Here is a 25,595-nt window from a genome sequence, read left to right as displayed (position 1 = left end):
ACGTTCTTTCCGGGGACGTGTAAGGCATGCACCGTTTCTGCGGGCTAGATCGTGCTCAGCCGGCTGATCGCGAATTGCGGTGTCCTGGGCGAGCGCGAAGTTGTCGACCTCCAGTATTCCGAGGACGGTGTTCACGTCGACCGCACCGTCGATGAACGCCGGTGGTGTACCGCGCGTGCTCCCCTCAAGGGAGCTCTCCGCAGGCCACCACTCGTACTGGTTGGCGGTCGTCCTCGCCGCGGTGCGGGCCGAGAGCCTGGATGTTCCCGGGGCCGAATTGGAGTTGATCCGCCAGGAATCACTGCGCTCTCTGGTCGCAGCGATATTGAGCGTCTCCCACTGCACGGCCCAAGTTTCGTCGGCGCGAACTCTCAGGAGCGGCTATTGGCGCGCGTCATTCAGCATGTCGAGGGCCATCCGCTCGACCCGATGACCGTCAGGGACCTCGCGGCGGTCGGAAGTGCAGCGTGCGGACGCTGCAGGTGGCGTTTCAGCAGGTGCGGGCGATACCACCGATGGAGGACGTGCGAACCGCCCGATTGCACGTCGCGCGTGGGATGCTTCTCGAGGCGGATCCCGGTCTCGTGACCGTCACCGAGAAATGCTGCTCGCAGCGGCAGGGAAACGCCGGTCAAATCATCGCCGAGTTCACGTCTCTGCTGGCGGCAATCCGCGAAGCCCAAGTTGTCACGGACCTGAGAAGGTCGTCGCCCTCATCGTCGTCTCTTATTCCGCTTGGCGGTGCGTCTCCCAGCTTGAGGGCGTTGCGTCATGTGCGCTGGCGTGTCGAAGCTGCCGGCTGGCCGCAACGACGCTACTAGCTCAGCGAGAACCTCTGGTTCGATCTCGGTCTGACCCGAGTCGTAGGACACGCCGATGGGTTCGCCGCTGGCTTCGTCGTATACAAACGATGCGCCGCGTCGATACCCGAGTTGGTGTTTCTTCGCCACCATGTAGGCGTGTGCTCGCTGGACAACCTGCTCGACAGTTAACATCACGGGCCGCGTCATCCATACAAGCAGCCAGCCATTCTCCTTGGTCAGCCCCCAAGGCAGTGCGATACTTCGCGGCGCGCCACCGAGATCAGAGTTTTCAATCAGACCTTGCGGATATCTCGCGAGCTGCCGCTGGGCGTCCGACGACCCCTCAAGGAGGGTTGCTCCGATACTCAGCCATCCAAAGGCCGCGTTCCCTTGTAGCCAGTCAATCAGGGGGGCCAGTGGCGAGTGAATCATACGCGGCTTGGGGGCGAGTACGTCCGGTTCCGCGCCGTCCGGAGGGTGCATCGACGAGAACCACGCATCTAGTTCATCTGTGTGACTCATGACGAGACCAGGAACCTGCTTCTTGAATCGGCGCACGTCCGCTGCACGCGGCTTGCCACGCCAGGGCATCTCTCGACAGGCCACTTGCGGGTCGGGTTCGACGTAGAGGCCCATCCTGAAGAAAAGTAGGAAAGGGTCTAACTCGTCGACCGCGATGAACATCTCAGTGGCCTTGGGTTCGGTCCGTCGACGTACGTATAGCAGGAACTCCGCAGGGCGGTCGACAAGCTGGGCGATGAGGCCGAGATCGTTGAGAGATACTGTCCAGGGAATGTTGTCTGCTGACAGAAGTCCGGCACCGATCAGTTTGGCGGTCGCGGTCGCGATGCCTGGCATATCATCAAGACTGGTTACAACGGAATGGATCTCGCGAACGTCGGACAGGTCGAGCCAACTCCCGTCCCGGAGACGAAGTCCGTGGTCCTCGACTGCCCGCTTCTTCATTCGGCCCGCCTGCTCAGCCCCCTTCGTGATAGCTGTAGCGAGGTTTCTGCGCAGTGGGTTCAGCTCGCCGGTTCGCGAGCGATCGCTGAGAGGAATGGCCTTGTCCTCCACAATGAACGCGACGTCGTGAAGGACAAACAAATGGTCGCCCTCTACCAACTTCGTGTAACCGGCGGGAACGCCGGCCTCCTCAACCTCGTTGGCAGGTACGAAGTACTCGATCCCATGGTGCGAGATAGCCCCCGGGACAAGCTCGTTGAAAAGCTGCTCGACTCGATCCTCCAGATACTTCCCACGATGGGCCGCGTAGATCTCCCAGTGAGCTGAGTTTTTAAGAGCGTCTTCGAATGCAGGCTTCACCGCGTCCACGATGAGCGCTGGATGAACGGTCATCACCAAGTCATCTCGGAGAACAATTGGATAGCAGCGCACTGGCGAGTCGCCGTCCAGATAGGCGCGCAACGCGGCGCCGGCGTTTTCGGTCGGGGTAGGTGGAGCGAAGAAGACTGCAATCGTTCGTCCCAACTCGACCGATATCCCAGCTCGGTTAGCCACGTCAGAGACGGGGATAGCCGCGTGAGTGGCACTTGGATTGAATATGCCGGTGAGTCCGTCGAGTGCGATGAGCTTCTCGTCATCGGTCGGCATCCGGTCGTCGTTCACATCGATCGCATTGAATGCGTCGGCGAGAGCTTGACCTCGCGCGTTGAACTGGTCCATCTGCATCTGGTGGCAGGCGTTGAGGAACGACAGCGCCTCCTCGACTCCGAATCCAAGGAGTGCTCGCAGCCTAGAGTCGACGGGAGCGCCGAACAGACCTCGAAGCATCTCATTTTGCATCTCGGGATAGGAGGTTCCACGCATCATGCGCCCGTTGCCGCGCACGGACGCGGCCACCTGTGACATACCATCGAATTCCTGAGCTGATAGGAGGTCGCGGACTGCGCCGAGGTTGAGGACCTCTTGAGCAAGGGGAATGAATCGCTCGCTGATAGCACCACAAAGGTCTTGATCGACGCGCTTAAATTCGACACCGGAATCCGACTCTGAGGCTGCACAGCGGAGCATGACGGCCAAGATCTCTGCGACGGCTGGTCCGCTCTGCGCTCCGGCTGGCGGTAGGACACCCGCCGGAGCGAACGGCAACGTCATCATGCGAATGGCCTCAAGCGTTCCCAGAGGTTCGTAGCCAGCAAATCCCTCAACGAACTGCGTGGCCGCATCATCGATGCGTCGCTCAACCTCAGCAGCAGGATCGGTCGCTTTCGAGACGTCTGAAAGCAGTGCAGCAGTGTCGAAGGCGCGGTCGAGCGCTACCTGAACGTGTTGGTCCGAGTGCCCGGCCTTGTTCTCGTGGCGGCGCTTCTTGTTCCGCCTCTTTCGGGAGGGCTTTGATGCCATCAAAACGGTACATTCCCTTTCGCCCACTGATTTGCCTAGTCGCCCCGGGCTCCGGCGGAATCGACGCCTCCGCGACCGGTGTGAACCGCCCGTGCGCCCGAAGACTGACGCAAAATTTCACCGGTACCTGATAGCGTGTGCGTTCGCAGCATAGTACGCGGAGTACTGCTGCATCGATAGTTGACAGTCTGACCTGCCCCACAGCCTTGTTTCCAGTTCTGCTGACTTGTCGATGGCCCGCCTGGAAGCCTGATGCAGATGCGGAACCCGCGTTCATCCGAGTTTCGTTCCCGGGCAATCGCCCTGGTTCACGAGGCCACCAGGTCAACCAGACCGCGCTCAGCTTGGGATCCATCCGATCACCCGGCTGACCAACCTCCTTGGACATCACAGCTAGATGGCAATGGTGCTACGACGATGCCAAGTTTTGAGACTGCGCCAAGAATTCTGGGACCCCACAGACGAGGATCAGCCCTTGGCCATGTCCACGAAGCGGGAGTAGTGCAGCTGGTGGGCGACGGTGACGGTGCCGGTGGGGCCGGCACGGTGCTTGCCGAGAATGAAGTCGGCCTCGCCGGCGCGGGGGTCGTCCCGCTCGTAGGCGTCGGGCCGGTGCACCAGGACGACCATGTCGGCGTCCTGCTCGAGCGAGCCGGACTCACGGAGGTCGGCGACCTGGGGCTTCTTGTCCGTGCGCTGCTCGGGACCACGGTTGAGCTGCGCGACGGCGATCAGCGGCACCTCGAGCTCCTTGGCCAGCAGCTTGAGCTGCCGGGAGAACTCCGAGACCTCCTGCTGGCGCGATTCGACCTTCTTGCCCGAGGTCATCAGCTGCAGGTAGTCGATGACGATGAGCTTGAGGTCGTGCCGCTGTTTGAGGCGACGGGCCTTGGCGCGGATCTCCATCATGGTCAGGTTCGGCGAATCGTCGACGAACAGCGGCGCCTCGGAGATCTCCGACATACGGCGAGCCAGGCGGGTCCAGTCGTCGTCGGACATCTTGCCCGAGCGCATGTCGGCGAGCTTGATCCGCGCCTCCGCGGAGAGCAGGCGCATGACGACCTCGGTCTTACTCATCTCCAGGCTGAACAGCACGCCGGGCATGTGATGCTCGATCGCGCAGGAACGCAGAACGTCCAAGGCCATGGTCGACTTGCCGGCGCCGGGGCGGCCCGCGACGATGATCATCTGGCCGGCATGCAGGCCGTTGGTGATCGCGTCGAAATCGGTGAAGCCCGTGGGCACCCCCATGCTCACGCCGCCCTGGGAGGCGATCGCGTCGATCTCGTCCATCGTGGGCTGCAGCAGCTCCTCGAGGATCACGTAGTCCTCGGACGCCTTGCGCTCCGTGACGTCGTAGACGGCAGCCTGCGCGCGATCGACCACCTCGGCGACATCGGCACCGTCGGACCCCGAGTAGCCGTACTGGACGATCCTGGTCCCGGCCTCGACGAGGCGCCGCAGGATCGCCTTCTCGGCGACGATCTCCGCGTAGTACCCGGCATTCGCGGCAGTGGGGACGGTCGAGATCAGCGTGTGCAGGTACGGCGCACCGCCCACGCGCTTGAGTTCGCCCTTACGGTCCAGCGCAGCGGAGACGGTGACCGCGTCCGCCGGCTCACCCGCGCCGTACAGGTCGAGGACCGCGTCGTACACCGACTGGTGCGCCGGCCGGTAGAAGTCGCCCGGGCTGAGCACCTCCAGCACGTCCGCGATGGCGTCCTTCGAGAGCATCATCGCGCCCAGCACGGACTGCTCGGCAGCGATGTCCTGCGGGGGCTGGCGGCCGAAGTCCTCGGCCGGCGGACCGTCGGGCGAGGGCTCCGCGCGCCTGACCGGTCCCGGAGTGAACTCCTGCTCGTCCGTGACCGACACCGCACACCCACCTCTCTTCAGGGCCCTCGCAACGCCCCTGCGGGCGACGAGGGGCTCGCCTCTGGCCATGGTCTACCGCATCGCACTGACAGGTTCTGCCGGAGCAGCCTGCACGAGCGCGCGATGGACGCACGTGAACGCTAGGCCCTGCGCTCATCACGGCAAAACGGAGCTGTGGACGGAGCTGTGGAGCGACTGTGGACGGCGCGCGGCCAAGGTGGGGACGCCGGTGTGGACCGATGGGGAAAACCTGTGGAAACTCCGGAGCCGAGGCGGCATCGCCACTGGTCAGAGGCGGTGCACCGGGCAACACATGCTGTGGATCGAAGTTTCTCAGCGTGTCGCGGCGGCGCCCGCATTCGGCGTGTCGCGAGTGAATTCGTCATCCCGGCGCCCGAAAAACCACCCTCCGTTGTTACCCGCGGGTCACCTATCAGGGCTCCTACCAGCGGCAACGGGTCACACGGCCACGACGCGTCTTCTTCGCGTCCTCGTCGCCGCGTATCCTGAACGCTGCAGTAGCGACTCCGGAAGGACACACCCCGATGAACCTCTCCACGATCTCGACGCGCACAGCCGGCGTCGCGGTCGCGCTGGCGGCCACCGCCACGTGCGCCATCGGGCCCGCGGGGGCCGCCCCCGGCCCCTCCCCCCAGCCGAAGCCGGCCTCGGTCACCGCGACCTGCTCGAGCGCGAACCCCATGTTCGTCGTCGGCGGCCAGATGCTGAACTGGAAGGTCACCGCCACCGTTGGCGGCAACGGCCGCATCCTCGTTTCCGCGAAGGGCGACGCCGGAGCACGCGACCTGGTGCTCAGCCAGTTCTCCTCGTCCGCCACCCTGTCGTGGAACAACACCACCACCGGCAAGTTCGGCAGCGACCGCCTCGCCGGGACGGGGCAGCTGCCCGTGCTCAACCCGACCTCCATCACCACCGGCAAGGGAGCGGTGACCTTCAACGTGGTCATCAGGGTCGGTGCCGGCACCGAATGGATCGGCACGCAGACCAGCACGCCGTGCGTCGGAACCATCGTGGTCTGACCGCCCCGAGACGCGAAGAACCCCCACCGCCCGAGGGCGATGGGGGTTCTTCTCTGTCGTCTGCGACTACTGCGCGGCGACGGTGAGCGCGAACTTCGCGCGCACGTCGGGGTGCAGCACCACGACCACGGGGAAGGAACCCGTGGACTTGATGTGCCCCTGCGGCAGCTCGATGGTGCGCTTGTCGACGGCGGGGCCACCCGCGGTCTTGAGCGCGGCGGCGACGTCAGCGGCGGTGACCGAGCCGAAGAGCTTGCCCGAGTCGGCCGTCTTCACGGCCAGCGAGACGGACTCGAGGCCCTCGATGGCCTGCTTGAGCTCGTTCGCGTGATCGAGGCCGCGCACCCGCTTGGCCTCCTGGCTGCGGCGGATGCCCTCGACCTGCTTCTCGGCGCCACGGGTGGCGACGATGGCCAGGCCGCGGGGCAGCAGGTAGTTGCGGCCGTAGCCGTCCTTGACCTCGACGATGTCGCCGGGCGCGCCCAGGTTGTCGACGTCGGCGGTGAGGATGAGCTTCATTTCTTCACCCCTCCTTAGCGGGTCGTCGACGTGAACGGCAGCAGGGCCACCTCACGCGCGTTCTTGACGGCGATCGCGATGTCGCGCTGGTGCTGGACGCAGTTGCCCGTCACACGACGGCTGCGGATCTTGCCCCGCTCCGACAGGAACCGACGCAGCAGCGTGGTGTCCTTGTAGTCGATCTTGGTGTTCTTCTCCTTGCAGAACGTGCACGCCTTGGCCTTGACGGCCTTCTCGACGCGCACCTTCCGGCCATTGCCCTTACCGGCCATGGTGTTGGTACTCCTTGATGAGGTCTACTGGGCTCCCGGCGGACCGGGGACGCCCTTCACAGTGTTCGATCCCGGGATCAGAATGGCGGATCGTCGTTGCCGCCGCCGAAGCTGCTCCCGGCCGCAGGGGCGCTGCCCCACGGATCGTCTGCGGGCTGGTTCTGGCGCGGAGCCTGCTGGGCGGGCTGGCTGTAACCGCCACCGCCGCCCTGGCCGCCGCCACCGAAACCGCCGCCGCCACCGCCGCGCTGCGTGCGCGTCGGCTTCGCCGTCGCGTACCGAAGAGAGGGGCCGATCTCGTCGACCTCGAGTTCCACCACTGTGCGCCGCTGGCCCTCACGATCGTCGTACGACCGCTGCTTGAGCCGACCGGAGACGATGACGCGCGTGCCCTTCGTGAGCGATTCGGCGACGTTCTCCGCCGCCTCACGCCAGATGTTGCACCGCAGGAACAGCGCCTCGCCGTCCTTCCACTCGTTGGTGTTCCGGTCGAAGGTCCGGGGCGTGGAGGCGACGGTGAAGTTGGCCACCGCCGCACCCGACGGGGTGAAGCGAAGCTCCGGATCCGCCGTCAGATTGCCGATGACCGTGATGACCGTGTCGCCTGCCATGGTGTTTCTCCCTGCTCGTAGTACGGCTAGTTCTGCCGCAGCACCTTAGTGCGAAGCACCGACTCGTTCAGCTTGAGCTGACGATCGAGCTCGTTGACGGTGGCGGGCTCGGCGGTCAGATCGATCACCGCGTAGATGCCCTCGGCGTTCTTGGAGATCTCGTAAGCAAGACGGCGCTTGCCCCAGATGTCGACGTTCCCGATCGATCCGCCGTCCTTGCGGACCACGTTCAGGAAGGTCTCCAGCGAGGGCGCGACGGTGCGCTCATCCAGGCTCGGATCCAGGATCACCATCAGTTCGTAATTACGCATGGGCTTTTCGCCTCCTCCTATGGACTATGCGGCCGTGGACTCTCCACGGCAGGAGCGTTGCCGACAAGGCAACCGGACCAGGGTACCGCAACCCGTCGCCACCAGCGAAATCAGGCGACTGACGAGCCGATCCGCGAATTCCTCGAAAACCTCGCCACGATAGAGAACAATCTCTAACATGTGCCAGGAAGGAGGTGGGCGATGTCATCGCGAACGACGCAGGAGGCGCCCGGCGTCCGCCCCGGAGCGCTCGCCGGCCTCCGCAGGAATCTCGACGACAACGCACTCGGTCCCGTCCGCACGCTCGGGCGCACCGTCGAACTGGTTCTCCACGCCCTGGTCTCGATGGCGACCGAGCTCCTCCGCGGGCGGATCCAGTTCCGCGAGCTCGTCGTGCAGTCGTGGTTCCTGATCAGCGTCACCGCCGTCCCCGCCTTCCTCATGGCGATCCCCTTCGGCGTGATCGTCACGATCCAGATCGGCAGCATCGTCAACCAGATCGGCGCCGGCTCCCTGATGGGCGCCGCGAGCGGACTCACCGTCATCCAGCAGGCCGCACCCATGGCGGCCGGACTGCTCCTCGGCGGCGCCGGCGCCTCCGCGATCGCCGCGGACCTCGGCTCCCGGACCATCCGCGAGGAGGTCGACGCCATGCGCGTCATGGGCATCGATCCCGTCCGGCGCCTCGTCGTCCCACGGATCCTCGCCGCCGCCTTCGTCGCGCCGATGCTGTGCATCTTCATCACCGTCGTCGGCATCGGCGCCGCCTACTACCTCGCCGTTGCCGGGCAGGACGTGACACCGGGCAGCTACTGGCTCAGCTTCGGCGCCTACGCCACCACCCGGGACTTCGGCTTCTCCCTGATCAAAGCCGCGATCTTCGGCGTGATGATCGCGGTCCTCGGCTGCCAGCACGGCCTCGAGGCGAAGGGCGGCGCCCGCGGCGTGGCCGACGCGGTCAACACCACCGTCGTCGTCTCGACCGTCGGCATCATCGTGCTCAACTTCGCGCTGACCCAGATCTATACGACCTATTTCCCCATGAGGGTGGGCTGACATGCACCTCCACGCACCCCACGCGCAACCCCCTACGTCCCCCACGAGGGTGGGCTGACCGTTGACCATCGCCCCCTACCGCCCGAAGGGCTTCCGCACGGCCGGACGGATGGCGGACTCGCTGCGCGGTACCCTCGCCCGCCTCGGCCAGATCGTCTCGTTCGTCGTCTCCTCCGTGGCACTGATCCCGCACGCACTCCGCAACTATCCGAAGCAGACGATCCGCACCGTCACCGATCTCACCTGGGGCCGCGGCGCCGTGATCGTGGGCGGCGGCACGTCCCTGATGATGGTGGTGCTGGGTCTCGCTGTCGGCGGCACCGTCGCCGTGCAGGCCTTCGCCTCCCTCGACCTGCTCGGCATGGGACCCCTCACGGGCGTTATCGCCGCCCTCGCCAACACCCGCGAGTTCGCCCCGATCCTGGCGGCTGCGGGCTTCGCCGTGCAGGCCGGGTGCCGCATGACCGCCGAGATCGGCGCGATGCGGATCACCGAGGAGATCGACGCGCTCGAAGCGCTCGGCCTGCGGTCCATCTCCTTCGTCGTCAGCACCCGAATGATCGCCGGCGTCGTCGCCATCGTGCCGATCTTCCTCATCGCGATCATCGTCAGCTTCTTCGCCTCCAGCACCATCGTCACCCTCGCCCAGGGCGACGCGGCCGGCACCTACGAGCACTACTTCCGGCAGTTCCTCTCCCCCGCCGACCTCGTCGCATCGATCGCCAAGGTCGTGGTCTTCATCTGCGCCGTGATCCTCATCCACTGCTACCAGGGCTTCTTCGCCGCGGGCGGGCCGGAAGGCGTGGGCATCGCATCGGGCCGGGCGGTCCGCGCGTCGATGGTCGCCATCGTGGTGCTCGACATGCTGATGACCATCGGCATCTGGGGCGCCAGTAGCGAACTAGTCTTCCGGGGCTGACGGCATGGCGACGAGATGGCCCTCCCCGATGACCGGCATGATGACGCCGGGACCTGTGCTCCTGCGCCGCGGCATCGCGACGATCCTCTCGGCCCTCCTCGTGGCGCTCGCCTTCTGGGCGGTCCACGCGATCGTCTCGACCCCGCCGAAGTCGCTCACGCTCGTCGTGCGGAACGTCGCCCCCGGAGTCGGGCCCGGTACAGCGGTGGAGATGGACGGCCTCCGCGTCGGCACCGTGACCGACGTCCTCGACCGGGGCGCAGGGCGCCTCGGCGTGGCGATGGAGTTCAACGGCGCCGCAGACGATCTGGTGACCGACGCCGTGAAGGTCTCGTTCGCGCCGGGCAACACCTTCGGCGTCACCGTCGTCGCGCTCACGCCGGGGCGCGGCGGCCGGGCCCTCGCCCGGGGCGCCTCGTGGGAGCCGCTCACCGCACCCGAAGACGGCACGATGGCGTCCCTGCTGCGCTCACTCAGCACCATCGAGCGGGAGAGCCTCCGCCCGCACATGGCGCAGCTCATCGCGCAGATGGACACGACCACAAGGCAGTTCCTGCCCTTCATCGGCGCCGTCGGCGCCATCGCGGAGGCCAACGCCGACACCCAGCGGATCCCCACCGCACAGACGCTCCCGACTATCGCGACCACGCTGCAGGCCTTCGACGCGTCCACCCGCCGGATGCTGCCCGCGCTGCGCACGCTGTGGTCGTGGAGCGGACCGGACACGCCCGGCTACCCGGACCGGCAGACCGCGACGATCAACGCCCTCGCCCACGACTTCTCGCCGGCTCTCGCCGCCCTCCTCAGCCGGCCCAATGTCGCGGCGCTCACCGATGTACTCGTACCGGTCCGCGAACTCGCGACCCGCGCGACGGCGAGCTTCCCCGACGCCGCGCGCAACGGCCGCCAACTCGAGGAACTCATCGAGCGGATCCGGAGGTCGATGCCCGACAACGGATCCGGGCCGGTGCTCAATCTCGACGTCACCTTCCAGCGGTTCCCCGCGATCGCCTCCCTCTTACCGCCCGCACCGCAGTCCTCCACCGCGCCGACCACCACGAGGGGCCGCTGACGTGCGCACCGCCCGCAACCCCGGAACCCTGCTGCTGATCTTCGTGGTCCTGATCGCCGTCGGCGCCGCCTTCACCGTGCGCGCGCTCACGCGCCCCGCCCAGGCCGCGCAGTCCTCGTACTCCGCGCTGTTCACCAACGCCTCCGGGCTCCGGTCGGGCGACGACGTGCGGCTGCTCGGCGTCCAGGTGGGCAAGATCCGCGAGGTCACGCTCGATCAGGACGACACGGCCCGCGGTTCCCTCGCCCGGGTCGCCTTCACCGTCGACCGGGGCCAACGCCTCACCACGGCGACCACGCTGTCCATCCGGTTCCAGAACCTCACCGGGCTGCGCTACTTGGAGCTCTCACCGAGCGCCGCTCGGGCCGAAGCGATCTCGCCCGGGTCAACGATCGGCACCGCCCGGACGGTGCCCTCCTTCGACGTCACGACGATCTTCAACGGCCTGCAGCCGGTCCTCGCCGCGATGCGGCCGGAGCAGATCAACCACCTCGCGCAGTCGATCGTCGCCGTCGTCGAGGGCGACGGTGCCGGGCTCGGTCCGCTCCTCGACGCCCTGCAGACGCTGAGCCGGTTCAGCAACGACCGCTCCGCGCTGATGCAGACCCTGGTCCGCAACCTCACGACCATCAACGAGAGCCTCGGCGGGAGGTCCGGGAGCCTGCCCACGGTGATCGGCTACCTGCAGGGCATCGGCGAGGTCCTGCGCAACGCCGCACCGTCGACGAAGGTGCTCTCCGATCAGGGCGCCGAGCTCATGACCGCGGCCGACGCGCTGCTGCGCGGCGCGGGACTGCACCCCGGCGGCAACGCGCTGATCGAACTCGCCCGCCCCGAACTGCCCCGGCTGCAGAGCCTCGTCGACCTTGCAGCGCTCCTGCCCGGCCTGTTCGCGAACCTGACCCAACAGCAGGTCCCCGCCGCCGGCGGCGACACGGGCTGCAGCCGCGGCGAGGCGCAGCTGCCCGCCGGCCTGCTCGTCTTCCTCCGGGGATCGAAGGTGACGCTGTGCAAGCGCTGAACCTCCCTCTCGTCCTGCTGCGCGACGGCTACCGACTGGCTCTCACGCTCGCCTCCGGCCTCGAAGAGGCCTGGGCCCGGCCGAGTTCGAAGAACCGCCAGCTCGCTTTCGGTGTGCTCGGTGTCGCGCTCGCGGTGATGGTGATGGTCGCCAGTTCGGTACTCGCCGCCCGGCCGCTCGGCACCACGACGTACACCGCGTACTTCCCCGAGGCGGGGATGATCCGCGCCGGCGACGACGTGCGCGTAGCCGGCGTCTCCGTCGGCTCGGTGCAGCGGGTCGCGCTCGAGGGCGACCGCGTGGACGTGGGGCTGCGCATCAAGAAGACGGTGCACATCGGCGATCAGTCGCGCATCGCGGTGAAGATGCTGACCGGGGTCGGCGGCTACTTCGTCGACATCGACTCCATCGGCACCGCGCCGCTCGGAACCACCCCCGTTCCGCCGTCCCGCGTCCGGATCCCGTACAGCCTCGTCGAGACCTTCCAGCAGGCCGAACCCAAGATCCGCGCGATCGACCCGGCCCCGTTGCGGGATTCGCTCGCCCAGATCCAGCGCGCGATGACCGGCAGACCCGGCCAGATGAAGGAGCTCCTCTCCACGCTCCAGGGCGTGGTGCAGAGCATCTCGACGCAGAAGGACGAGATCGGCGGCTTCGTTCAGACCCTGTCCGAGTACGCCGCCACCGTCGACCGCAACGGAGACGTCCTCACCGGAGTGATGCGCGATATGAACATCTACTTCTCCACCGCGCGGCTGAACGTAGCCGGGTACAAGCGGTTCATGAGCGCCTTGGACCTGGTGCTGCGGCGGATCATCCCGGCGGCGACCTTCTACCAGGAGAACCTCGCCTCGATGGAGGCGCAGTTCAACCTCATGTCCGGCCAGATCGGCCGGCTGCTCACCAAGTACCAGAAGATGATCGACGATGCGATGGCCGCGCTCCGGCGGCTCCAGTCCTCAGTGAAACCCGACGGCACCGTCGTCTTCGACGGCTCGGTACCGACTCTGACGTCCCAGTACTGCATTCCGCTGGAAGGGGCTCCGTGCTGATGCTCGCCAAGGCCCTCCGCTCGCCGTGGCTCGTGACCGCGATCGCCGTCACCGTGGTCGGGTCGATCATCGCGACAGCACTGTACGTCGCCCGTACTCCGGCCAGGGCACAGGCGAGCCATTGCGCGCTGATGCCCGACGCCATCGGCTTGTACGTCGGCAACCCGGTCACCCGGCTCGGTGTGCCGATCGGAAGGGTCACCGGTATCCGGCCCGAGAACGCCGCCGCCCGCGTGGAGTTCGCGGTCGACGCCGACCAGCCCGTCACCACCGGCACGGGCGCTGTCACCGTCGCGGCCTCGCTCATCGCCTCGCGGCAGCTGGCCTTGATCGACAGTGCCCGCAAGGACGCTCCGGCGCTCCGCGCCGGGGCATGCCTCACCAGCACGAAGACCCCGCAGTCCCTGAGCCGCAGCCTCAGTTCCATCGGCGATGCCGCGGCCACGCTCACCACGGGCGGCGGGCCCGAACAGGCCAAGCAGGTACAGGATTCGCTCACCTCGCTCGCCGCGGCGGTCGACGGCACCGGGCCCGACGTCAACGGCGTCATCGGCAGCCTCGCGGCACTGCTCGCCGATCCGGGGCCGGGCATCGGTGACGTGGGCCGCTCGATCGGCTCGATCTCGTCGCTGACCGGCGGGATGACCTCGAACTGGAATCCGCTCAAGCAGCTGTTGGTGACCGCCCCCGACGGCCTCGCCGACATCATCGTCCCCACCGCGCAGACCACCCAGACGCTGGCCGACGCCCTGATCCCGCTCGGCGCGCTGCTGCGTGACCTCCTCTCCCACTACGGGCACAATCTGTGGCCGATCCTCGACACCGTGATCCCCGCCGCGCGCCTCGTCAGCGCCGGGGTCAGGAACTGGGGCGACCTCCTCGGCTTCCTCCCGCCGCTGATCGACGCCTTCACCGTCTCCTTCGACCAGCGCACCCTCGGCCTGAAGGTGGTCTACACCCCGCCGAGCACGAAGATGGTCGCCCGGAACCCCAAACTGACCTGTGCGAACGTCAACCGGCTGGCGCCGGGCCAGTGCCGGGTCGTCGACCCCGCCCACATCGACGTCGACCTGATCTCCGCCATCCTCCGAGGGACGGGAGCCGCCCGATGAGACCCTCGACCCTGCGCAGCCGGATCGTCCGCGGGCTCCTGCTCCTCGCCGTCCTCGCCCTCGGTGCGGTCGGGGTGCTGCGGGCGGGCCCTGCGGCGCTGCCCAGCCCCACCGGGTGGATGTCCTCGGGATGGCCGCTGCGCGTGGAATTCTCCAACGCCCTCAACCTGCCCGACCGGGCACAGGTCCGGTTCAACGGGCGGGCCGTGGGCACCATGGACTCCGTGCGGCTCGACGGGGATCGCGCCGTCGCGACCCTGACGATCACCGAGCCCGCCCGCATCCCGGCGGACACCACCGCCGAGCTGCGCCAGGACACGCTGCTCGGCGACGTCTACATCGCGCTCGTCTCGGCGCCCACCTCGGCGGCACAGCCGATCCGCGCCGGCGGGCTCATCCCGCTCGCGCAGAGCCGGCCGCCGGACCACGTCGAGGACCTCATGACGAGCATGTCCGGCTTCCTCGGCAGCGGGGGTGTTGCGCAGCTCGGCAACACCGTCCAGCGGGTCGACGGTGCCTTCCCGGACGATCCGGCACGCACCCGCGCGATCACCGACAACCTCGCCTCGACGATCATGGCGTGGGCCAACGACACCCGCTCGCTCGACACGGCCCTCCGGTCGGTGGTGAACGTGACCGGAGCGATCGCCGGCGAGCACGCCGCACTGCGCGAGTACCTCTCCCCGCTGGGACTGCGGCGCTGGGCGGTGATCGCCGAGACCGCCCGGGTGACCGAGGTCTTCGCCTCGCTCGCTCCCCTACTGTCGAACGCGGCGCCGCTCACGCCGGGGGTCCGCGACCTGGCGGCGTTGTTCACCCAGGTCGTCTCACCGCTGCTGCTACTCGACCGACCGGTCGGCGCGACCCGCCCGGACAACCTGATCAACCTGCGCAACCTGTTCCGGGACACGATCATCCCGTGGGTCGAGCACGGCCCCAAGGTCAACGTCGTCAGGGTCTCCGACGGTCCCGCCGTACCCACCGCGGAGAAGGCGGAGCAGGCGCTGCGCGCTCTGCGGATGATCGGAGCGGTCCGATGAGGAGGGAGCTCGTCGCGAACGCGATCACCTTCACCGCCGTACTCCTCGTCGGCCTGTCCGTACTCCTGTACGGCTACATGGGGCTGCGGCCCGGCGCGAGCCACACGACGATCTCCCTCAAGCTCGCCCACACCGGCCAGCTCAACCCGGGCTCGCCGATCCTGTTGCGCGGCGTCAGAATCGGAGAGGTCACGGCAGTCTCACCGACGACGGACGGCGTCACCGTCGCCCTCCGCTACCCCGCCGAGTACCGGATCCCCGTCGACTCCGCCCTGTCCGTCGAACAACTCAGTGCCCTGAGCGAGCCCTACGTGGAGATCGCACCGCGCTCGTCCGGCGGCGCCGTCTTCGCTTCCGGCGCTGTCGTTCCCGCGACCGCGGTCTCGCAGTCCCGGTCCGTCGGCGAGGTCTTCGAGGCGCTCGCCGCGCTCAACCGGACCGCCGATGCCGGCGCCCTCGGCCGCGTCGTGAAGACGGCGTGGCAGGCGACCTCCGGGCGCGACGACGACCTGACCACCCTCAGCCGGGCCGGCCAGTTGCTCAGCGCGACGGTGCTGAGCCGCATGCCGGCGATCCGCACGATGTTCGCCGACACCCAGATCTACTCCGCTGATCTCGGCTGGGCCGCGAGCGCGGTCCGGCGCCTCGGCGCCGAGTTCGAGAACACCTCCGCGGTGGTGCTCAGCGCAGTGCAGGCCGTACAGCGGATGGTCATGACCCTGCACGCCCCGGACCCGTTCCTGAGCACCATCGACCCGTTCGTCAAGCGGCTCACCCCCTACCTCGATGAGCTGCTCCCCGCGCTCGCGACCACCGGCGGACCGTTCATCTCGATCTTCTCGGCCATCAATCGCACTGTGCCGCAGATCGATCTCAGCACGCTCCTGTCGAACGCGCTGCAGATCGCCGGGACCGACGGTGCCGCCCGCATCACCCTGACCCTTCCCCGCCCCTGACACACCGAGAGGACCCCATGGCGCAGGAGCACGACGACCCCGACGAGGCCGCCGATCGCGACCACGAACCCGCCGGCACCGCACGGAAGCGTCCCCGGGCCGCATCGGAGGCGGTGAGCGACGCACGGGCCCCGCGCGCACCGTCGGGCACGGTACGCACGGTGCTCGCGACGGTGGTCGTGGTCGCGCTCGTCGCGGTCTCGGTCCTGCTGTACCTGCAGACCCGCACGCTCGACGCCGAGCGGCGGGCCGCTGCCGACCGGGCGCGCGCCGAACAGATCGCCTCCGACTACGCCGTCAAGGCCGCCACGATGGACTACCGCGACCTCACGCCGTGGCTCAACGCCGTGAAGGCCGGAGCGACACCGGAACTGGGCAAGAAGTACGACTCGATCGTCGAGCTCATGCGGGAGGTCCTCACCCCGCTCCGGCTGACCTCGACCGGCAAGGCCTCGTTCGCCAAGACCACGTCCGAGGTGAACGGCATCTACCAGGTCAAGGTCGCCGTCGACGTCTCCACGCAGAACATCCAGGCCCCGCAGGGCACTCTCAGCACGAGCACCTACTCGGTGAGCCTCGACCGGAACCGTTCCTGGGTGATCACCGAGGCCGGAGACCCCGCGAACCCGTCCGCCGTGCTCAGCGGCGCCGGCGGCGCCCCGGCCGCACCCTCGGCGTCCACCGCAGCGCAGCCGCCCACCACCCCGACGATGCCGGCGCTGCCGGCACCGTCGACGCCCAACTGACCTCCACCCGAAGGACGAACGATGGTGCAACGCTTCCTCGACTACGAGATGAGGGTCTCCGAGTTCATCGGCTTCTTCATCCTGATCGGCATCCCCTACGGCCTCGTCGGCCTGGTCTGGTCGCTCACCCACATGGACCATCTCGGGGACCTCGGCGGCCTCGACCGGATCGTCTCCTTCCTCGGCGCGATCGTCTGCTGGCCCGTGCTCCTGTTCGCGAATGTGACGATGCGGTGATGGCCCTCGTCCGGATCATCGACCTGATGGTCCAATGCATGAGGATCCTGGGCGGCCGCCCGCGAGGGATCGCCGGCCCGTCCGACGGTGCGCCGGCGGCCCTCGAGCGCACCCGCATCCCCATCCGCACGCAGCACCGGCCCGTCACGTCGCGCACGCTCGCCGTGACAGATGCCCTCGACTTCTGGGGATTCGCGGGCGCCGCCGCCAATGTCGCAATGCAGATGATGAATCCCGGTGTGGGGCACGGCGTCGCGGAGTCCAGGGTCGACAGCGGCGCGCTGATGAAGCGGCCCTGGAAGCGGGCCCGGACCACGACGCAGTACCTCGCGGTCGCGGTGCTCGGCTCCCAGGCGGAGAAGGACGCGTTCCGCGATGCGGTCAACGTCGCGCACCGGCAGGTCAAGTCCGCACCCGGCGCGGCGGTGAAGTACAACGCCTTCGACCGGAATCTTCAACTCTGGGTCGCGGCATGCCTGTTCGTCGGCTTCGAGGACGCCTACCAGCTGCTCAACGGCCGCATGCCCGAGAAGCACGCCGAGAGCTTCTACCAATCGTGCGCGACGCTCGCCACGACCCTCCAGGTACCGCCCGACATGTGGCCGGCCGACCGCGCCGAATTCGACCGCTACTGGGTGCGCGCCTGCGCCGAGACCTCGCTCGACGACCCCGTCGCCGGATACCTCGACGACCTGCTGAACCTGCGGATGATCAACCCACCCATGCGGATCGCCTTCGGCGGGCTGCTGAAGTTCCTCACCGCGGGGTTCCTCGCCCCGTACTTCCGCGAGCAGATGGGGGTCCGGTGGACCGCCTCGGATCAGCGGCGGTTCGACAACCTCTTCGCCTTCGTCGGCTTCGTCAACCGCTTCATCCCGCGCTTCCTGCGGTTCGGCCCGACCCACTCCCTGATGATCGACCTGCGACACCGGATCGCCGCGGAGAAGCCGCTGATCTGAGCGGGCGCGCCTCAGGCCGGGAAGAGCACCGCGCAGACCTGCGCGTAGACCTCGGCCTGGAAGGCCGGATCCGGGTCGAACCGGCGGGTGCGGCCCACGTCGAAGACCACGGCGAAGGCCGCGTGCACGAGGAAGGTGGCCTCCGCGGTGCTGAGGTCGGGACGGACCGCCACCACCGCGTCGGCGAAGGCGGCGATGTTGGCGCGCTGCACCGCTGCCAGCCGGCTCCGGTCGGCATCCGGCACGTTCCCGATCTCCCGGAAGTACACCGACATCATCTTCGAGGTGCGGAAGGAGAGCTGGACATACGCCTGTGCCAGCGCGGCCAGTCGCGCCCGCGGCTCCTCGACGGCCTCGTACACCTGCTCGATCGCGCGCACCGTCGCCTCGCCGGCGCGGTCCAGGGCGCCGACCAGGATCCCCGCCTTGCTCGGGAAGTAGCGGTACATGCCCGAGGGCACGATCCCCGCCGCCCGGCCGATCTGCCCCATGCTGACGTTGTGGAAGCCGTGCTCGAAGATCTGCTCGATGGCCACGTCGAGCACCTGACCCCGCCGCCCGGCGTCCGCCGCGGGCTCCGGCTCGGGTACCGGGAGCAGCACGTACGGGACCTCCGGCACCGGGAGCGCGAGCACCTGCCGGGCCGCCGCGGACAGCACCGCCTCGGCGCGCTTCTGCGCGAGGACGGTGCGGTGCGCCGTGACGCTACCGGCCACGCTGATCACCGCGACGCAGCGCAACGCGATCTCGGCCCGGTCGACACCGGGGAGCGCCGGCTCGGCGGCGTCCGCCACGGTGCCGATCATCGCGGTGAGCTGCTCGCGGATCCGGGCACGGTCCTCGCGCTCGAGGAGCCGTTGCTCCCACCGGAACAGGCCGCCGGTGTTGCGCCGCTCGAAGGAGACGCGCAGTGCCGCGTCGAGAATCGCGTCGATCCGTTCCGCCGGCGCCTTCCCCTCCGTGGCAGTGGCGGCGTCCTCCACGGCGTGGCACAGGGCGTCCGAGGCGGAGGTGATGGCGTGCTCGAGCAGCGCGTACTTGTTCGGGAAGTGGCGGTAGACGGCCGGACCGCTGATGTCCAGCGATGCCGCGATCTCCTCGATGCCCACACCGTGATAGCCGCGCCGGGAGAAGTCCTCGGCGGCCACCCGCGCGATCTGCTCACGCCGGTCCTTGGGCCGCTTCCGCCGCGCCTGGGTCACGTCATCTCCTCAATCGCCGTACGCATCGAGACTACTCAGTGCCGAGAGCCTGTACGCGGTGTACCGTGAAGACTATAAGTAAGTGAACGTTCACACACCGAATCGGTGCGAAAACCCGGAGGGACCAGCCATGACCACGAGTGCCGAGCCGAACGTCACGGATCTGCCTGCGGCCGGCCTGGCGCCGCGCCGGCCCTCCCGGCCAGCCGTGGACCCCGTCGCGGAGGGCTATCGCATCGCCCTCGCGGCGCCCGCGCGGCCCGGCCACGTGCTCACCACGATGGCCGACTCGATGGACGTCGCGTCGCTCGCCGCCGGCGCGGCGAACGTGGTCATGCAGCTGATCAACCGGCCCGTGGCCTACGGCGTGATGGAGTCGCGCGTCGACTCCGGAGCGCTGTACAAGCATCCGGTCAAGCGCACCCGCACCACGATCACCTACCTCGCGGTCGCGGTGCTCGGCACCCGGTCCGACAGGGAGCGCTACCGCGCGGCGGTCGACGTCGCGCACCGTCAGGTCCACAGCACCGCGTCGAGCCCCGTGAAGTACAACGCGATGGATCGCGGCCTGCAACTGTGGGTCGCGATGTGCCTGTACATCGGCTTCGAGGACACCCATCAATTGCTGCGCGGGCGGATGGACCGGGAACAGCGAGCGCTCTTCTACCGCGACTCCGCTCCGCTCGGCACCACGCTGCAGGTGCCGGCCGAGCTGTGGCCCGGGACTCCCGAGGAGTTCGACGCCACCTGGGTCGAGCTGTGCGCGAAGAAGATCACCCCCGACGAGACCAGTCGCGCCTACCTACGGCAGCTGGTCGACCTCACCTTCGTCGGTACCCTCCCGGCGCCGCTCAAGGCCCTCAACCGCTTCCTCACCGCGGGCTTCCTCGCGCCGCGGTTCCGCGAGGCCATGGAGATCGAGTGGACCGCACGTGATCAGCGCCGGTTCGACCGCTTCTGGCGCGTGGTCGCCGCCGTCAACGGTCTCGTCCCGCTGTCGCTGCGCCGCCTGCCCTATCGGCTGCTGCTCGCCGACCTTCGGCTGCGCGCCAGGTTCGGCCGCCCGCTCGTGTGAACATCGTGCTGTGGGAACGGGCCGCCGGCGCGCTCCCCTCGGCCCCGGCCTCCTCCCGCCCGCTGGACCACCCGGACGTGCGGCGGATGCTCGAGCCGATCTGCGCGGAGATCGGCCACCGGATCCTCTGACGCCGTGCCCGACGGGGCCGGAGGGCACCGTCGGGCACGGGGCACCGTCAGCCGAACTGCTTGCGCAGCACGGGCTTGGTGACCTTGCCCGTGGGGTTGCGCGGGAGCGCGTCGATCACCACCAGGTCGCGCGGGTGCTTGTACCGGGCGATGTGGTCGGTGAGGAACTCGGAGAGGGATTCGACGGTGAGCTCCGCGCCGTCGCGCAGCTGGACGACCGCGACCACGGCCTCGCCCCAGGTCTCGTCGGGGCGGCCGATCACCGCGACCTCGGTGACGTCGGGATGTGCGGCGACGGCGTTCTCGACCTCGACCGAGTAGATGTTCTCGCCGCCGGAGATGATCATGTCCTTCGCGCGGTCGACGACGTAGACGAAGCCCTCCTCGTCCATCCGCACGAGGTCGCCGGAGTGGAACCACCCGTCGGCGAAGGCCTCCCTCGTGGCCGCCAGGTTGTTCCAGTAGCCGGACATCATGTTCGGCCCGCGGTAGACGATCTCGCCGACCTCGCCGCGCGGCACGTCGTTACCCTCGTGGTCGATGACGCGCGCCGCGACGGTCCGGACGACCTTGCCGACGGAGCCGAACTTGCGCAGGGCGTCCGCACCGGAGAGCGCGCAGGTGACGGGCGACATCTCGGTCTGGCCGAAGACGGCGCAGATCTCCGCGTCCGGGAAGGTCGCCTGGAGATCGCGCAGCAGCGTCTCACTGGCCGGCGCGGCACCCCACCAGACGAACCTGAGCCTGAGATCCCGCGGGCGGACCTTCTGTTCGTTCACCGCGAGCTGCCACTGCATGGGGACCATGAACATGCTGGTGATGCCCTCGCGCTCGAGAGTGTCCAGGGTCTGCGCCGCATCGAAGGCGCCCAGCGGGAAGATCACCGACGTGCCGCCCTGTACGAAGGCGGAGGCGAGCACGCCGAAGCCGGCGATGTGGAAGAGCGGCACGGCGACCGCGCCGATCCCGTCCGGATCGACGACGCCGGGTGCGACCAGGTTGTTCCACCCCTGCGCGACCATGTTGACGTGTGTGAGCACCGCACCCTTGGGGCGGCCGGTGGTGCCCGAGGTGTACATGATCAGCGCCGGGGAGTCCTCGGGGACGTCGATCCGCGGGTCGGGCCGCCCCTCGGCCACGAGATCCTCGAAGCCCAGGGCCCCGGCGGCGGGGTCGGCACCGTCGAACCTGATGCGCAGGCCGAACTCGGCACCGGCAGCGGCGACGCCCGCGACGAGCGGGTCGAACGGGGCCTCGTAGACGATGGCGCTGCACATCGTGTCCTGTACCAGGTAGGCCACCTCGGGCGGGGCCATGCGGAAGTTGACGGGGACCGCGATGGCGCCGAGGGCGGTGATCCCCAGCACGGCCTCGACGTACTCGATGCGATTGAGACCCAGGACCAGCACCCGCTCACCTGCGCCGATCCCGCGCGCGCGCAGCGCGCCGGCGAAGGCGCCGACCCGCTCGGCGAGCCCCGCCCAGGTGACCTGCTTGTCGAGGTAGCGCAGGGCCGCCTGATCGCCGCGCATGACGGCGTGGTTGCGAACGCTGTTGTTCCAGGTGTTGCGCTGCGAACTGCGGGGTTCCTCGGTGCGGGGGTACCAGGCGATGTTCTCAAGAGAGGTCATGTATGCGATTGTGTTCTAGAACATGTTCGACGGGAGCCGAATCACCCAAAGTTAAAGAATAGTGATTCACTTGTAGCCACCCGGACGACAGCACCCGAGGAAGGAACACCGTGCCCGAAGCATTCATCTACGAGGCGATCCGTACGCCGCGCGGCAAGCAGCGCGGCGGCGCGCTCCACGCCACCAAGCCGCTCGACCTGGTCGTCGGCCTGATCGACGAGATCAAGAACCGCTACCCCACGATGGACCCGGCCACGATCGACGACATCGTGCTCGGCGTGGTCTCGCCCGTGGGCGAGCAGGGCGGCGACATCGCCCGTACCGCCGCGACGGTCGCCGGCCTGCCCGAGACGGTCGCGGGTGTGCAGATCAACCGGTTCTGCGCCTCGGGTCTGGAGGCCACCAACATGGCGGCGCAGAAGGTCGCCGCGGGGCTGGGCGACGACCTGGTGCTCGCCGGCGGCGTCGAGTCCATGTCGCGCGTGCCGCTCGGCTCGGACGGCGGTGCCATGCACCAGGATGTCACCACCAACTACGACACCTACTTCGTGCCGCAGGGCATCGGCGCGGACCTGATCGCCTCGATCGACGGCTACACCCGCGAGGACGTCGACCAGTACGCGGTGCAGTCGCAGGCCAACGCCGCGGCGGCCTGGGACAACGGCTGGTTCGCCAAGTCCGTCGTGCCGGTCAAGGACATCAACGGCCTGACCGTGCTCGACAACGACGAGCACCGTCGCCCCGGCACCACGCTTGAGAACCTCGGCAAGCTGCGCCCCGCCTTCGACGGCATCGGCGAGCTGGGCGGCTTCGACGCCGTCGCGCTGCAGAAGTACTACACGGTCCCGAAGATCAATCACGTCCACACGGGTGGCAACAGCTCGGGCATCGTCGACGGTGCCGCCCTGCTGCTGATCGGCAACGAGGCGGGCGGCAAGAAGGCCGGCCTGACCCCGCGCGGCCGCATCGTCGCGACCGCGGTCACCGGTTCCGAGCCGACGATCATGCTCACCGGCCCCACGCCAGCCACCGAGAAGGTCCTCGCCAAGGCCGGGCTGTCGAAGGAGCAGATCGATCACTGGGAGCTCAACGAGGCCTTCGCCTCCGTGGTGCTGCGGTGGATGAAGGACTTCAAGCTCGAACGTGAGCAGGTGAACCCGCTCGGCGGCGCGATCGCCCTGGGCCACCCGCTGGGTGCGACCGGCGCGATGCTGGTCTCGACGGTGCTCGACAACCTCGAGCGCACCGGCGGCCGCTACGGCCTCATGACCCTCTGCGTCGGCGGTGGCATGGGCATCGCCACCATCATCGAGCGCCTCTGACGGCCCCGGAAGACTTTCAGGAGAACACGCAATGGCAGAGAACATGATCCGCTGGGAGCAGGACGCGGACGGCATCGTCGTGCTGACGATGGACGACCCCACCAGCTCCGCGAACACCATGAACGACCTGTACCGCGAGTCGATGGCCGCGACCATCGACCGCCTGGAGGCCGAGAAGGACTCCATCACGGGCGTCGTGCTCACCTCGGCGAAGAAGACCTTCTTCGCGGGCGGCAACCTGGGGCTGATCCGCCAGGCGACGAAGGCCGACGCGCAGCAGGTCTTCGACAACGTCGAGTCGATGAAGGCGCAGCTGCGCCGCCTCGAGACCCTCGGCAAGCCCGTCGTCGCGGCGATCAACGGCGCCGCCCTGGGCGGCGGCCTCGAGATCGCCCTGGCCACTCATCACCGCATCGCCGCGGACGCGCGCGGCTCGCAGATCGGCCTCCCCGAGGTGACCCTCGGCCTGCTCCCCGGTGGCGGCGGCATCGTCCGCACCGTGCGGCTGCTCGGCCTGCAGAACGCACTCATGGGCGTCCTGCTCCAGGGCACCCGGATGAAGCCGGCGAAGGCGCAGCAGGTGGGCCTCGTGCACGAGGTCGTGGGCACCGTCGAGGAGCTGCTCCCGGCCGCGAAGGCGTGGATCAAGGCCAACCCCGAGGGCGGCGTGCAGCCGTGGGACGTCAAGGGGTACAAGATCCCCGGCGGCTCGCCGTCGTCCCCCGCGATCGCGGCGAACCTGCCGGCCTTCCCGGCGAACCTGCGCAAGCAGCTCAAGGGCGCCCCGATGCCCGCGCCGCGCGCCATCATGGCGGCCGCCGTCGAGGGCGCGATGGTGGACTTCGACACCGCCTCGGTGATCGAGGGCCGCTACTTCGTCTCGCTGGCCACCGGCCAGGTGTCGAAGAACATGATCAAGGCGTTCTTCTTCGACCTGCAGACGATCAACGGCGGCGGCTCGCGCCCCGACGGGTACGGGAAGTACACCGCCAAGAAGGTCGGCGTGATCGGCGCCGGCATGATGGGCGCCGCGATCGCCTACGTCTCCGCGAAGGCCGGCATCGAGGTCGTGCTCAAGGACATCGACATCGACGCCGCCAACCGGGGCAAGGACTACAGCGTCAAGCTGGAGGAGAAGGCTCTGGCCAAGGGTCGCACCACCGCTGAGAAGTCGGCGGAGCTGCTGGCCCGGATCCATCCGACCGTGGACGCCGCCGATTTCGCGGGTGTGGACCTGGTGATCGAGGCGGCGTTCGAGTCCGTCGAGGTCAAGAACAAGGTCTTCCAGGAGATCGAGGACATCGTCGAGCCGGATGCCATCCTCGGCTCCAACACCTCCACCCTGCCGATCACCATCCTCGCGGAGGGCGTCAAGCGCCAGGAGGACTTCATCGGCATCCACTTCTTCTCCCCCGTGGACAAGATGCCGCTCGTCGAGATCATCCGCGGCGCCAAGACCTCCGACGCGGTACTGGCCAAGGTCATCGACTACACCCTGCAGATCCGCAAGACCCCCATCGTTGTCAACGATTCGCGCGGCTTCTTCACCTCCCGCGTCATCGGCACCTTCATCAACGAGGCCGTCGCCGCGGTGGGCGAGGGCGTGAACCCGGTGCTGATCGAGCAGGCGGGCCAGCAGGCCGGCTACCCGGCCGCGCCGCTGCAGCTCATGGACGAGCTCACCCTGACGCTGCCGCAGAAGATCCGCAAGGAGACCCGCGCCGCGATGGAGGCGGCCGGCACGCCGCTGCCGGCGCACGGCAGCGACGCCGTGGTGGACGCGATGGTGGAGGCGGGCCGCACCGGCCGCAAGGACGGCGCGGGCTTCTACGACTACGTGGACGGCAAGCGCGCCGGCCTGTGGCCGGGCCTGGGCGAGCTGTTCCCCGCCGGGAACGACATCCCGCTGCAGGACATGATCGACCGCATGCTCTTCGCCGAGTCGCTCGAGACCGTCCGCTGCTTCGACGAGGGCGTCATGGACTCCGTCGCCGACGCCAACATCGGCTCGATCTTCGGCATCGGCTTCCCCGCGTGGACCGGCGGCGTGCTGCAGTTCATCAACGGCTATGAGGGTGCCGATGGGACCGTGGGCCCGAAGGCCTTCGTCGCCCGCGCTCGGGAGCTGACCAAGTACGGTTCGCAGTTCGAGCCCCCCGCCTCGCTGGTCGCCAAGGCCGAGGCCGGCGAGACCTACGAGTAGGACTCACCCAGCCTGAGAGCCGAGGGGCCCGGGAAAAGCGTCCCAACGGGGCGGGCCCCCCCT

At 68.3% G+C, this 25,595-nt stretch carries 24 protein-coding genes; 16 read left to right on the top strand and 8 right to left on the bottom strand.

Annotation, left to right across the window (positions count from 1 at the left end; all coding sequences use genetic code 11):
- Positions 1 to 713: 713 nt before the first annotated feature.
- Together AC21LY_RS00730 and dnaB are read right to left on the bottom strand one after the other, a co-directional pair.
- Positions 714 to 3,197, bottom strand: a complete 2,484-nt coding sequence (locus AC21LY_RS00730) for a hypothetical protein (protein WP_489044204.1) — start codon at positions 3,195 to 3,197, stop codon at positions 714 to 716.
- Positions 3,198 to 3,638: 441 nt separating this feature from the next.
- Positions 3,639 to 5,045, bottom strand: coding sequence for a replicative DNA helicase (gene dnaB / locus AC21LY_RS00725; protein ID WP_489044203.1), 1,407 nt, complete (start codon positions 5,043 to 5,045; stop codon positions 3,639 to 3,641).
- A gap of 545 nt (positions 5,046 to 5,590) precedes the next feature.
- On the opposite strand from dnaB, the gene AC21LY_RS00720 reads away from it, so the two are divergent.
- Positions 5,591 to 6,085: a hypothetical protein gene (locus AC21LY_RS00720; protein ID WP_489044202.1), complete on the top strand. Its 495-nt coding sequence runs from the start codon at positions 5,591 to 5,593 to the stop codon at positions 6,083 to 6,085.
- A gap of 66 nt (positions 6,086 to 6,151) precedes the next feature.
- Here the strand turns inward: AC21LY_RS00720 and rplI are convergent, their stop codons facing one another.
- The 4 genes from rplI to rpsF form a co-directional block, all read right to left on the bottom strand.
- Positions 6,152 to 6,604 carry a 50S ribosomal protein L9 gene (rplI, locus tag AC21LY_RS00715; RefSeq protein ID WP_489044201.1) on the bottom strand — a complete coding sequence of 151 codons (453 nt, stop codon included), beginning with the start codon at positions 6,602 to 6,604 and terminating at the stop codon, positions 6,152 to 6,154.
- 14 nt (positions 6,605 to 6,618) lie between these two features.
- Positions 6,619 to 6,876: a 30S ribosomal protein S18 gene (gene rpsR / locus AC21LY_RS00710; RefSeq protein ID WP_068526176.1), complete on the bottom strand. Its 258-nt coding sequence runs from the start codon at positions 6,874 to 6,876 to the stop codon at positions 6,619 to 6,621.
- Positions 6,877 to 6,953: 77 nt separating this feature from the next.
- Positions 6,954 to 7,487 carry a single-stranded DNA-binding protein gene (locus AC21LY_RS00705; RefSeq protein ID WP_489044200.1) on the bottom strand — a complete coding sequence of 178 codons (534 nt, stop codon included), beginning with the start codon at positions 7,485 to 7,487 and terminating at the stop codon, positions 6,954 to 6,956.
- Positions 7,488 to 7,513: 26 nt separating this feature from the next.
- Complete coding sequence (gene rpsF / locus AC21LY_RS00700) at positions 7,514 to 7,798, bottom strand: 30S ribosomal protein S6 (RefSeq protein ID WP_068570214.1); 285 nt, start codon at positions 7,796 to 7,798, stop codon at positions 7,514 to 7,516.
- 201 nt (positions 7,799 to 7,999) lie between these two features.
- Between rpsF and AC21LY_RS00695 the strand changes: the two genes are divergently transcribed.
- The 11 genes from AC21LY_RS00695 to AC21LY_RS00645 all read left to right on the top strand — a co-directional run bounded on the left by AC21LY_RS00695 (position 8,000) and on the right by AC21LY_RS00645 (position 17,968).
- The gene (locus AC21LY_RS00695; protein WP_489044199.1) at positions 8,000 to 8,854 is read left to right on the top strand and encodes an MlaE family ABC transporter permease; all 855 of its coding nucleotides are present in this window, start codon (positions 8,000 to 8,002) and stop codon (positions 8,852 to 8,854) included.
- A gap of 61 nt (positions 8,855 to 8,915) precedes the next feature.
- Positions 8,916 to 9,773, top strand: coding sequence for an ABC transporter permease (locus AC21LY_RS00690; RefSeq protein WP_489044198.1), 858 nt, complete (start codon positions 8,916 to 8,918; stop codon positions 9,771 to 9,773).
- Positions 9,774 to 9,813: 40 nt separating this feature from the next.
- Positions 9,814 to 10,845 (top strand): MlaD family protein, encoded by a 1,032-nt coding sequence (locus tag AC21LY_RS00685; RefSeq protein ID WP_489044197.1) that lies wholly within the window; start codon positions 9,814 to 9,816, stop codon positions 10,843 to 10,845.
- Between the two features lies 1 nt (position 10,846).
- Positions 10,847 to 11,866 (top strand): MlaD family protein, encoded by a 1,020-nt coding sequence (locus AC21LY_RS00680; protein ID WP_489044196.1) that lies wholly within the window; start codon positions 10,847 to 10,849, stop codon positions 11,864 to 11,866.
- A complete protein-coding gene (locus tag AC21LY_RS00675; protein WP_489044195.1) occupies positions 11,854 to 12,918 on the top strand; it encodes an MlaD family protein in 1,065 nt (354 codons plus the stop codon). Before AC21LY_RS00680 ends, AC21LY_RS00675 begins: the two co-directional genes overlap by 13 nt.
- Positions 12,918 to 14,030 carry an MlaD family protein gene (locus AC21LY_RS00670; protein WP_489045394.1) on the top strand — a complete coding sequence of 371 codons (1,113 nt, stop codon included), beginning with the start codon at positions 12,918 to 12,920 and terminating at the stop codon, positions 14,028 to 14,030. The genes AC21LY_RS00675 and AC21LY_RS00670 overlap by 1 nt, the downstream gene beginning before the upstream one ends.
- Positions 14,027 to 15,070, top strand: coding sequence for an MlaD family protein (locus AC21LY_RS00665; RefSeq protein ID WP_489044194.1), 1,044 nt, complete (start codon positions 14,027 to 14,029; stop codon positions 15,068 to 15,070). The genes AC21LY_RS00670 and AC21LY_RS00665 overlap by 4 nt, the downstream gene beginning before the upstream one ends.
- On the top strand, positions 15,067 to 16,026 hold the full coding sequence (locus AC21LY_RS00660) for an MlaD family protein (RefSeq protein ID WP_489044193.1): 960 nt from the start codon (positions 15,067 to 15,069) through the stop codon (positions 16,024 to 16,026). The genes AC21LY_RS00665 and AC21LY_RS00660 overlap by 4 nt, the downstream gene beginning before the upstream one ends.
- 17 nt (positions 16,027 to 16,043) lie before the next feature.
- A complete protein-coding gene (locus AC21LY_RS00655; protein WP_489044192.1) occupies positions 16,044 to 16,772 on the top strand; it encodes a hypothetical protein in 729 nt (242 codons plus the stop codon).
- A 21-nt stretch (positions 16,773 to 16,793) separates the two neighbouring features.
- Entirely contained in the window at positions 16,794 to 17,009 is a 216-nt protein-coding gene (locus tag AC21LY_RS00650) for a hypothetical protein (RefSeq protein ID WP_489044191.1), read from the top strand.
- A gap of 38 nt (positions 17,010 to 17,047) precedes the next feature.
- Positions 17,048 to 17,968, top strand: coding sequence for an oxygenase MpaB family protein (locus tag AC21LY_RS00645; RefSeq protein WP_489045393.1), 921 nt, complete (start codon positions 17,048 to 17,050; stop codon positions 17,966 to 17,968).
- Between the two features lie 11 nt (positions 17,969 to 17,979).
- Here the strand turns inward: AC21LY_RS00645 and AC21LY_RS00640 are convergent, their stop codons facing one another.
- Positions 17,980 to 19,170, bottom strand: a complete 1,191-nt coding sequence (locus AC21LY_RS00640; RefSeq protein ID WP_489044190.1) for a TetR/AcrR family transcriptional regulator — start codon at positions 19,168 to 19,170, stop codon at positions 17,980 to 17,982.
- Between the two features lie 130 nt (positions 19,171 to 19,300).
- On the opposite strand from AC21LY_RS00640, the gene AC21LY_RS00635 reads away from it, so the two are divergent.
- Together AC21LY_RS00635 and AC21LY_RS00630 are read left to right on the top strand one after the other, a co-directional pair.
- The gene (locus AC21LY_RS00635; RefSeq protein WP_489044189.1) at positions 19,301 to 20,245 is read left to right on the top strand and encodes an oxygenase MpaB family protein; all 945 of its coding nucleotides are present in this window, start codon (positions 19,301 to 19,303) and stop codon (positions 20,243 to 20,245) included.
- 5 nt (positions 20,246 to 20,250) lie between these two features.
- Entirely contained in the window at positions 20,251 to 20,376 is a 126-nt protein-coding gene (locus AC21LY_RS00630) for a hypothetical protein (protein ID WP_489044188.1), read from the top strand.
- A 47-nt stretch (positions 20,377 to 20,423) separates the two neighbouring features.
- Here AC21LY_RS00630 and AC21LY_RS00625 read toward each other — a convergent pair whose 3' ends face one another.
- A complete protein-coding gene (locus tag AC21LY_RS00625) occupies positions 20,424 to 22,007 on the bottom strand; it encodes a long-chain-fatty-acid--CoA ligase (protein ID WP_489044187.1) in 1,584 nt (527 codons plus the stop codon).
- 110 nt (positions 22,008 to 22,117) lie between these two features.
- Between AC21LY_RS00625 and AC21LY_RS00620 the strand changes: the two genes are divergently transcribed.
- Positions 22,118 to 23,329: an acetyl-CoA C-acetyltransferase gene (locus AC21LY_RS00620; protein ID WP_489044186.1), complete on the top strand. Its 1,212-nt coding sequence runs from the start codon at positions 22,118 to 22,120 to the stop codon at positions 23,327 to 23,329.
- A gap of 31 nt (positions 23,330 to 23,360) precedes the next feature.
- Positions 23,361 to 25,532, top strand: coding sequence for a 3-hydroxyacyl-CoA dehydrogenase NAD-binding domain-containing protein (locus AC21LY_RS00615; RefSeq protein WP_489044185.1), 2,172 nt, complete (start codon positions 23,361 to 23,363; stop codon positions 25,530 to 25,532).
- Positions 25,533 to 25,595 lie beyond the last annotated feature (63 nt).

It is taken from the genome of Tsukamurella sp. II2bb (assembly GCF_057815145.1).
Note: the sequence above shows the minus strand (reverse complement) of the source record. Positions and strands in the feature narration are given on the sequence as shown.

Bases quoted from the DNA above. Each gene is read 5' to 3' on its own strand.
- AC21LY_RS00720 (WP_489044202.1), top strand. From the start codon at position 5,591: ATGAACCTCTCCACGATCTCGACGCGCACAGCCGGCGTCGCGGTCGCG.
- rplI (WP_489044201.1), bottom strand. From the start codon at position 6,604: ATGAAGCTCATCCTCACCGCCGACGTCGACAACCTGGGCGCGCCCGGC.
- rpsR (WP_068526176.1), bottom strand. From the start codon at position 6,876: ATGGCCGGTAAGGGCAATGGCCGGAAGGTGCGCGTCGAGAAGGCCGTC.
- AC21LY_RS00705 (WP_489044200.1), bottom strand. From the start codon at position 7,487: ATGGCAGGCGACACGGTCATCACGGTCATCGGCAATCTGACGGCGGAT.
- rpsF (WP_068570214.1), bottom strand. From the start codon at position 7,798: ATGCGTAATTACGAACTGATGGTGATCCTGGATCCGAGCCTGGATGAG.
- AC21LY_RS00695 (WP_489044199.1), top strand. From the start codon at position 8,000: ATGTCATCGCGAACGACGCAGGAGGCGCCCGGCGTCCGCCCCGGAGCG.
- AC21LY_RS00685 (WP_489044197.1), top strand. From the start codon at position 9,814: ATGACGCCGGGACCTGTGCTCCTGCGCCGCGGCATCGCGACGATCCTC.
- AC21LY_RS00670 (WP_489045394.1), top strand. From the start codon at position 12,918: ATGCTCGCCAAGGCCCTCCGCTCGCCGTGGCTCGTGACCGCGATCGCC.
- AC21LY_RS00665 (WP_489044194.1), top strand. From the start codon at position 14,027: ATGAGACCCTCGACCCTGCGCAGCCGGATCGTCCGCGGGCTCCTGCTC.
- AC21LY_RS00660 (WP_489044193.1), top strand. From the start codon at position 15,067: ATGAGGAGGGAGCTCGTCGCGAACGCGATCACCTTCACCGCCGTACTC.
- AC21LY_RS00655 (WP_489044192.1), top strand. From the start codon at position 16,044: ATGGCGCAGGAGCACGACGACCCCGACGAGGCCGCCGATCGCGACCAC.
- AC21LY_RS00650 (WP_489044191.1), top strand. From the start codon at position 16,794: ATGGTGCAACGCTTCCTCGACTACGAGATGAGGGTCTCCGAGTTCATC.
- AC21LY_RS00645 (WP_489045393.1), top strand. From the start codon at position 17,048: ATGAGGATCCTGGGCGGCCGCCCGCGAGGGATCGCCGGCCCGTCCGAC.
- AC21LY_RS00635 (WP_489044189.1), top strand. From the start codon at position 19,301: ATGACCACGAGTGCCGAGCCGAACGTCACGGATCTGCCTGCGGCCGGC.
- AC21LY_RS00625 (WP_489044187.1), bottom strand. From the start codon at position 22,007: ATGACCTCTCTTGAGAACATCGCCTGGTACCCCCGCACCGAGGAACCC.
- AC21LY_RS00615 (WP_489044185.1), top strand. From the start codon at position 23,361: ATGGCAGAGAACATGATCCGCTGGGAGCAGGACGCGGACGGCATCGTC.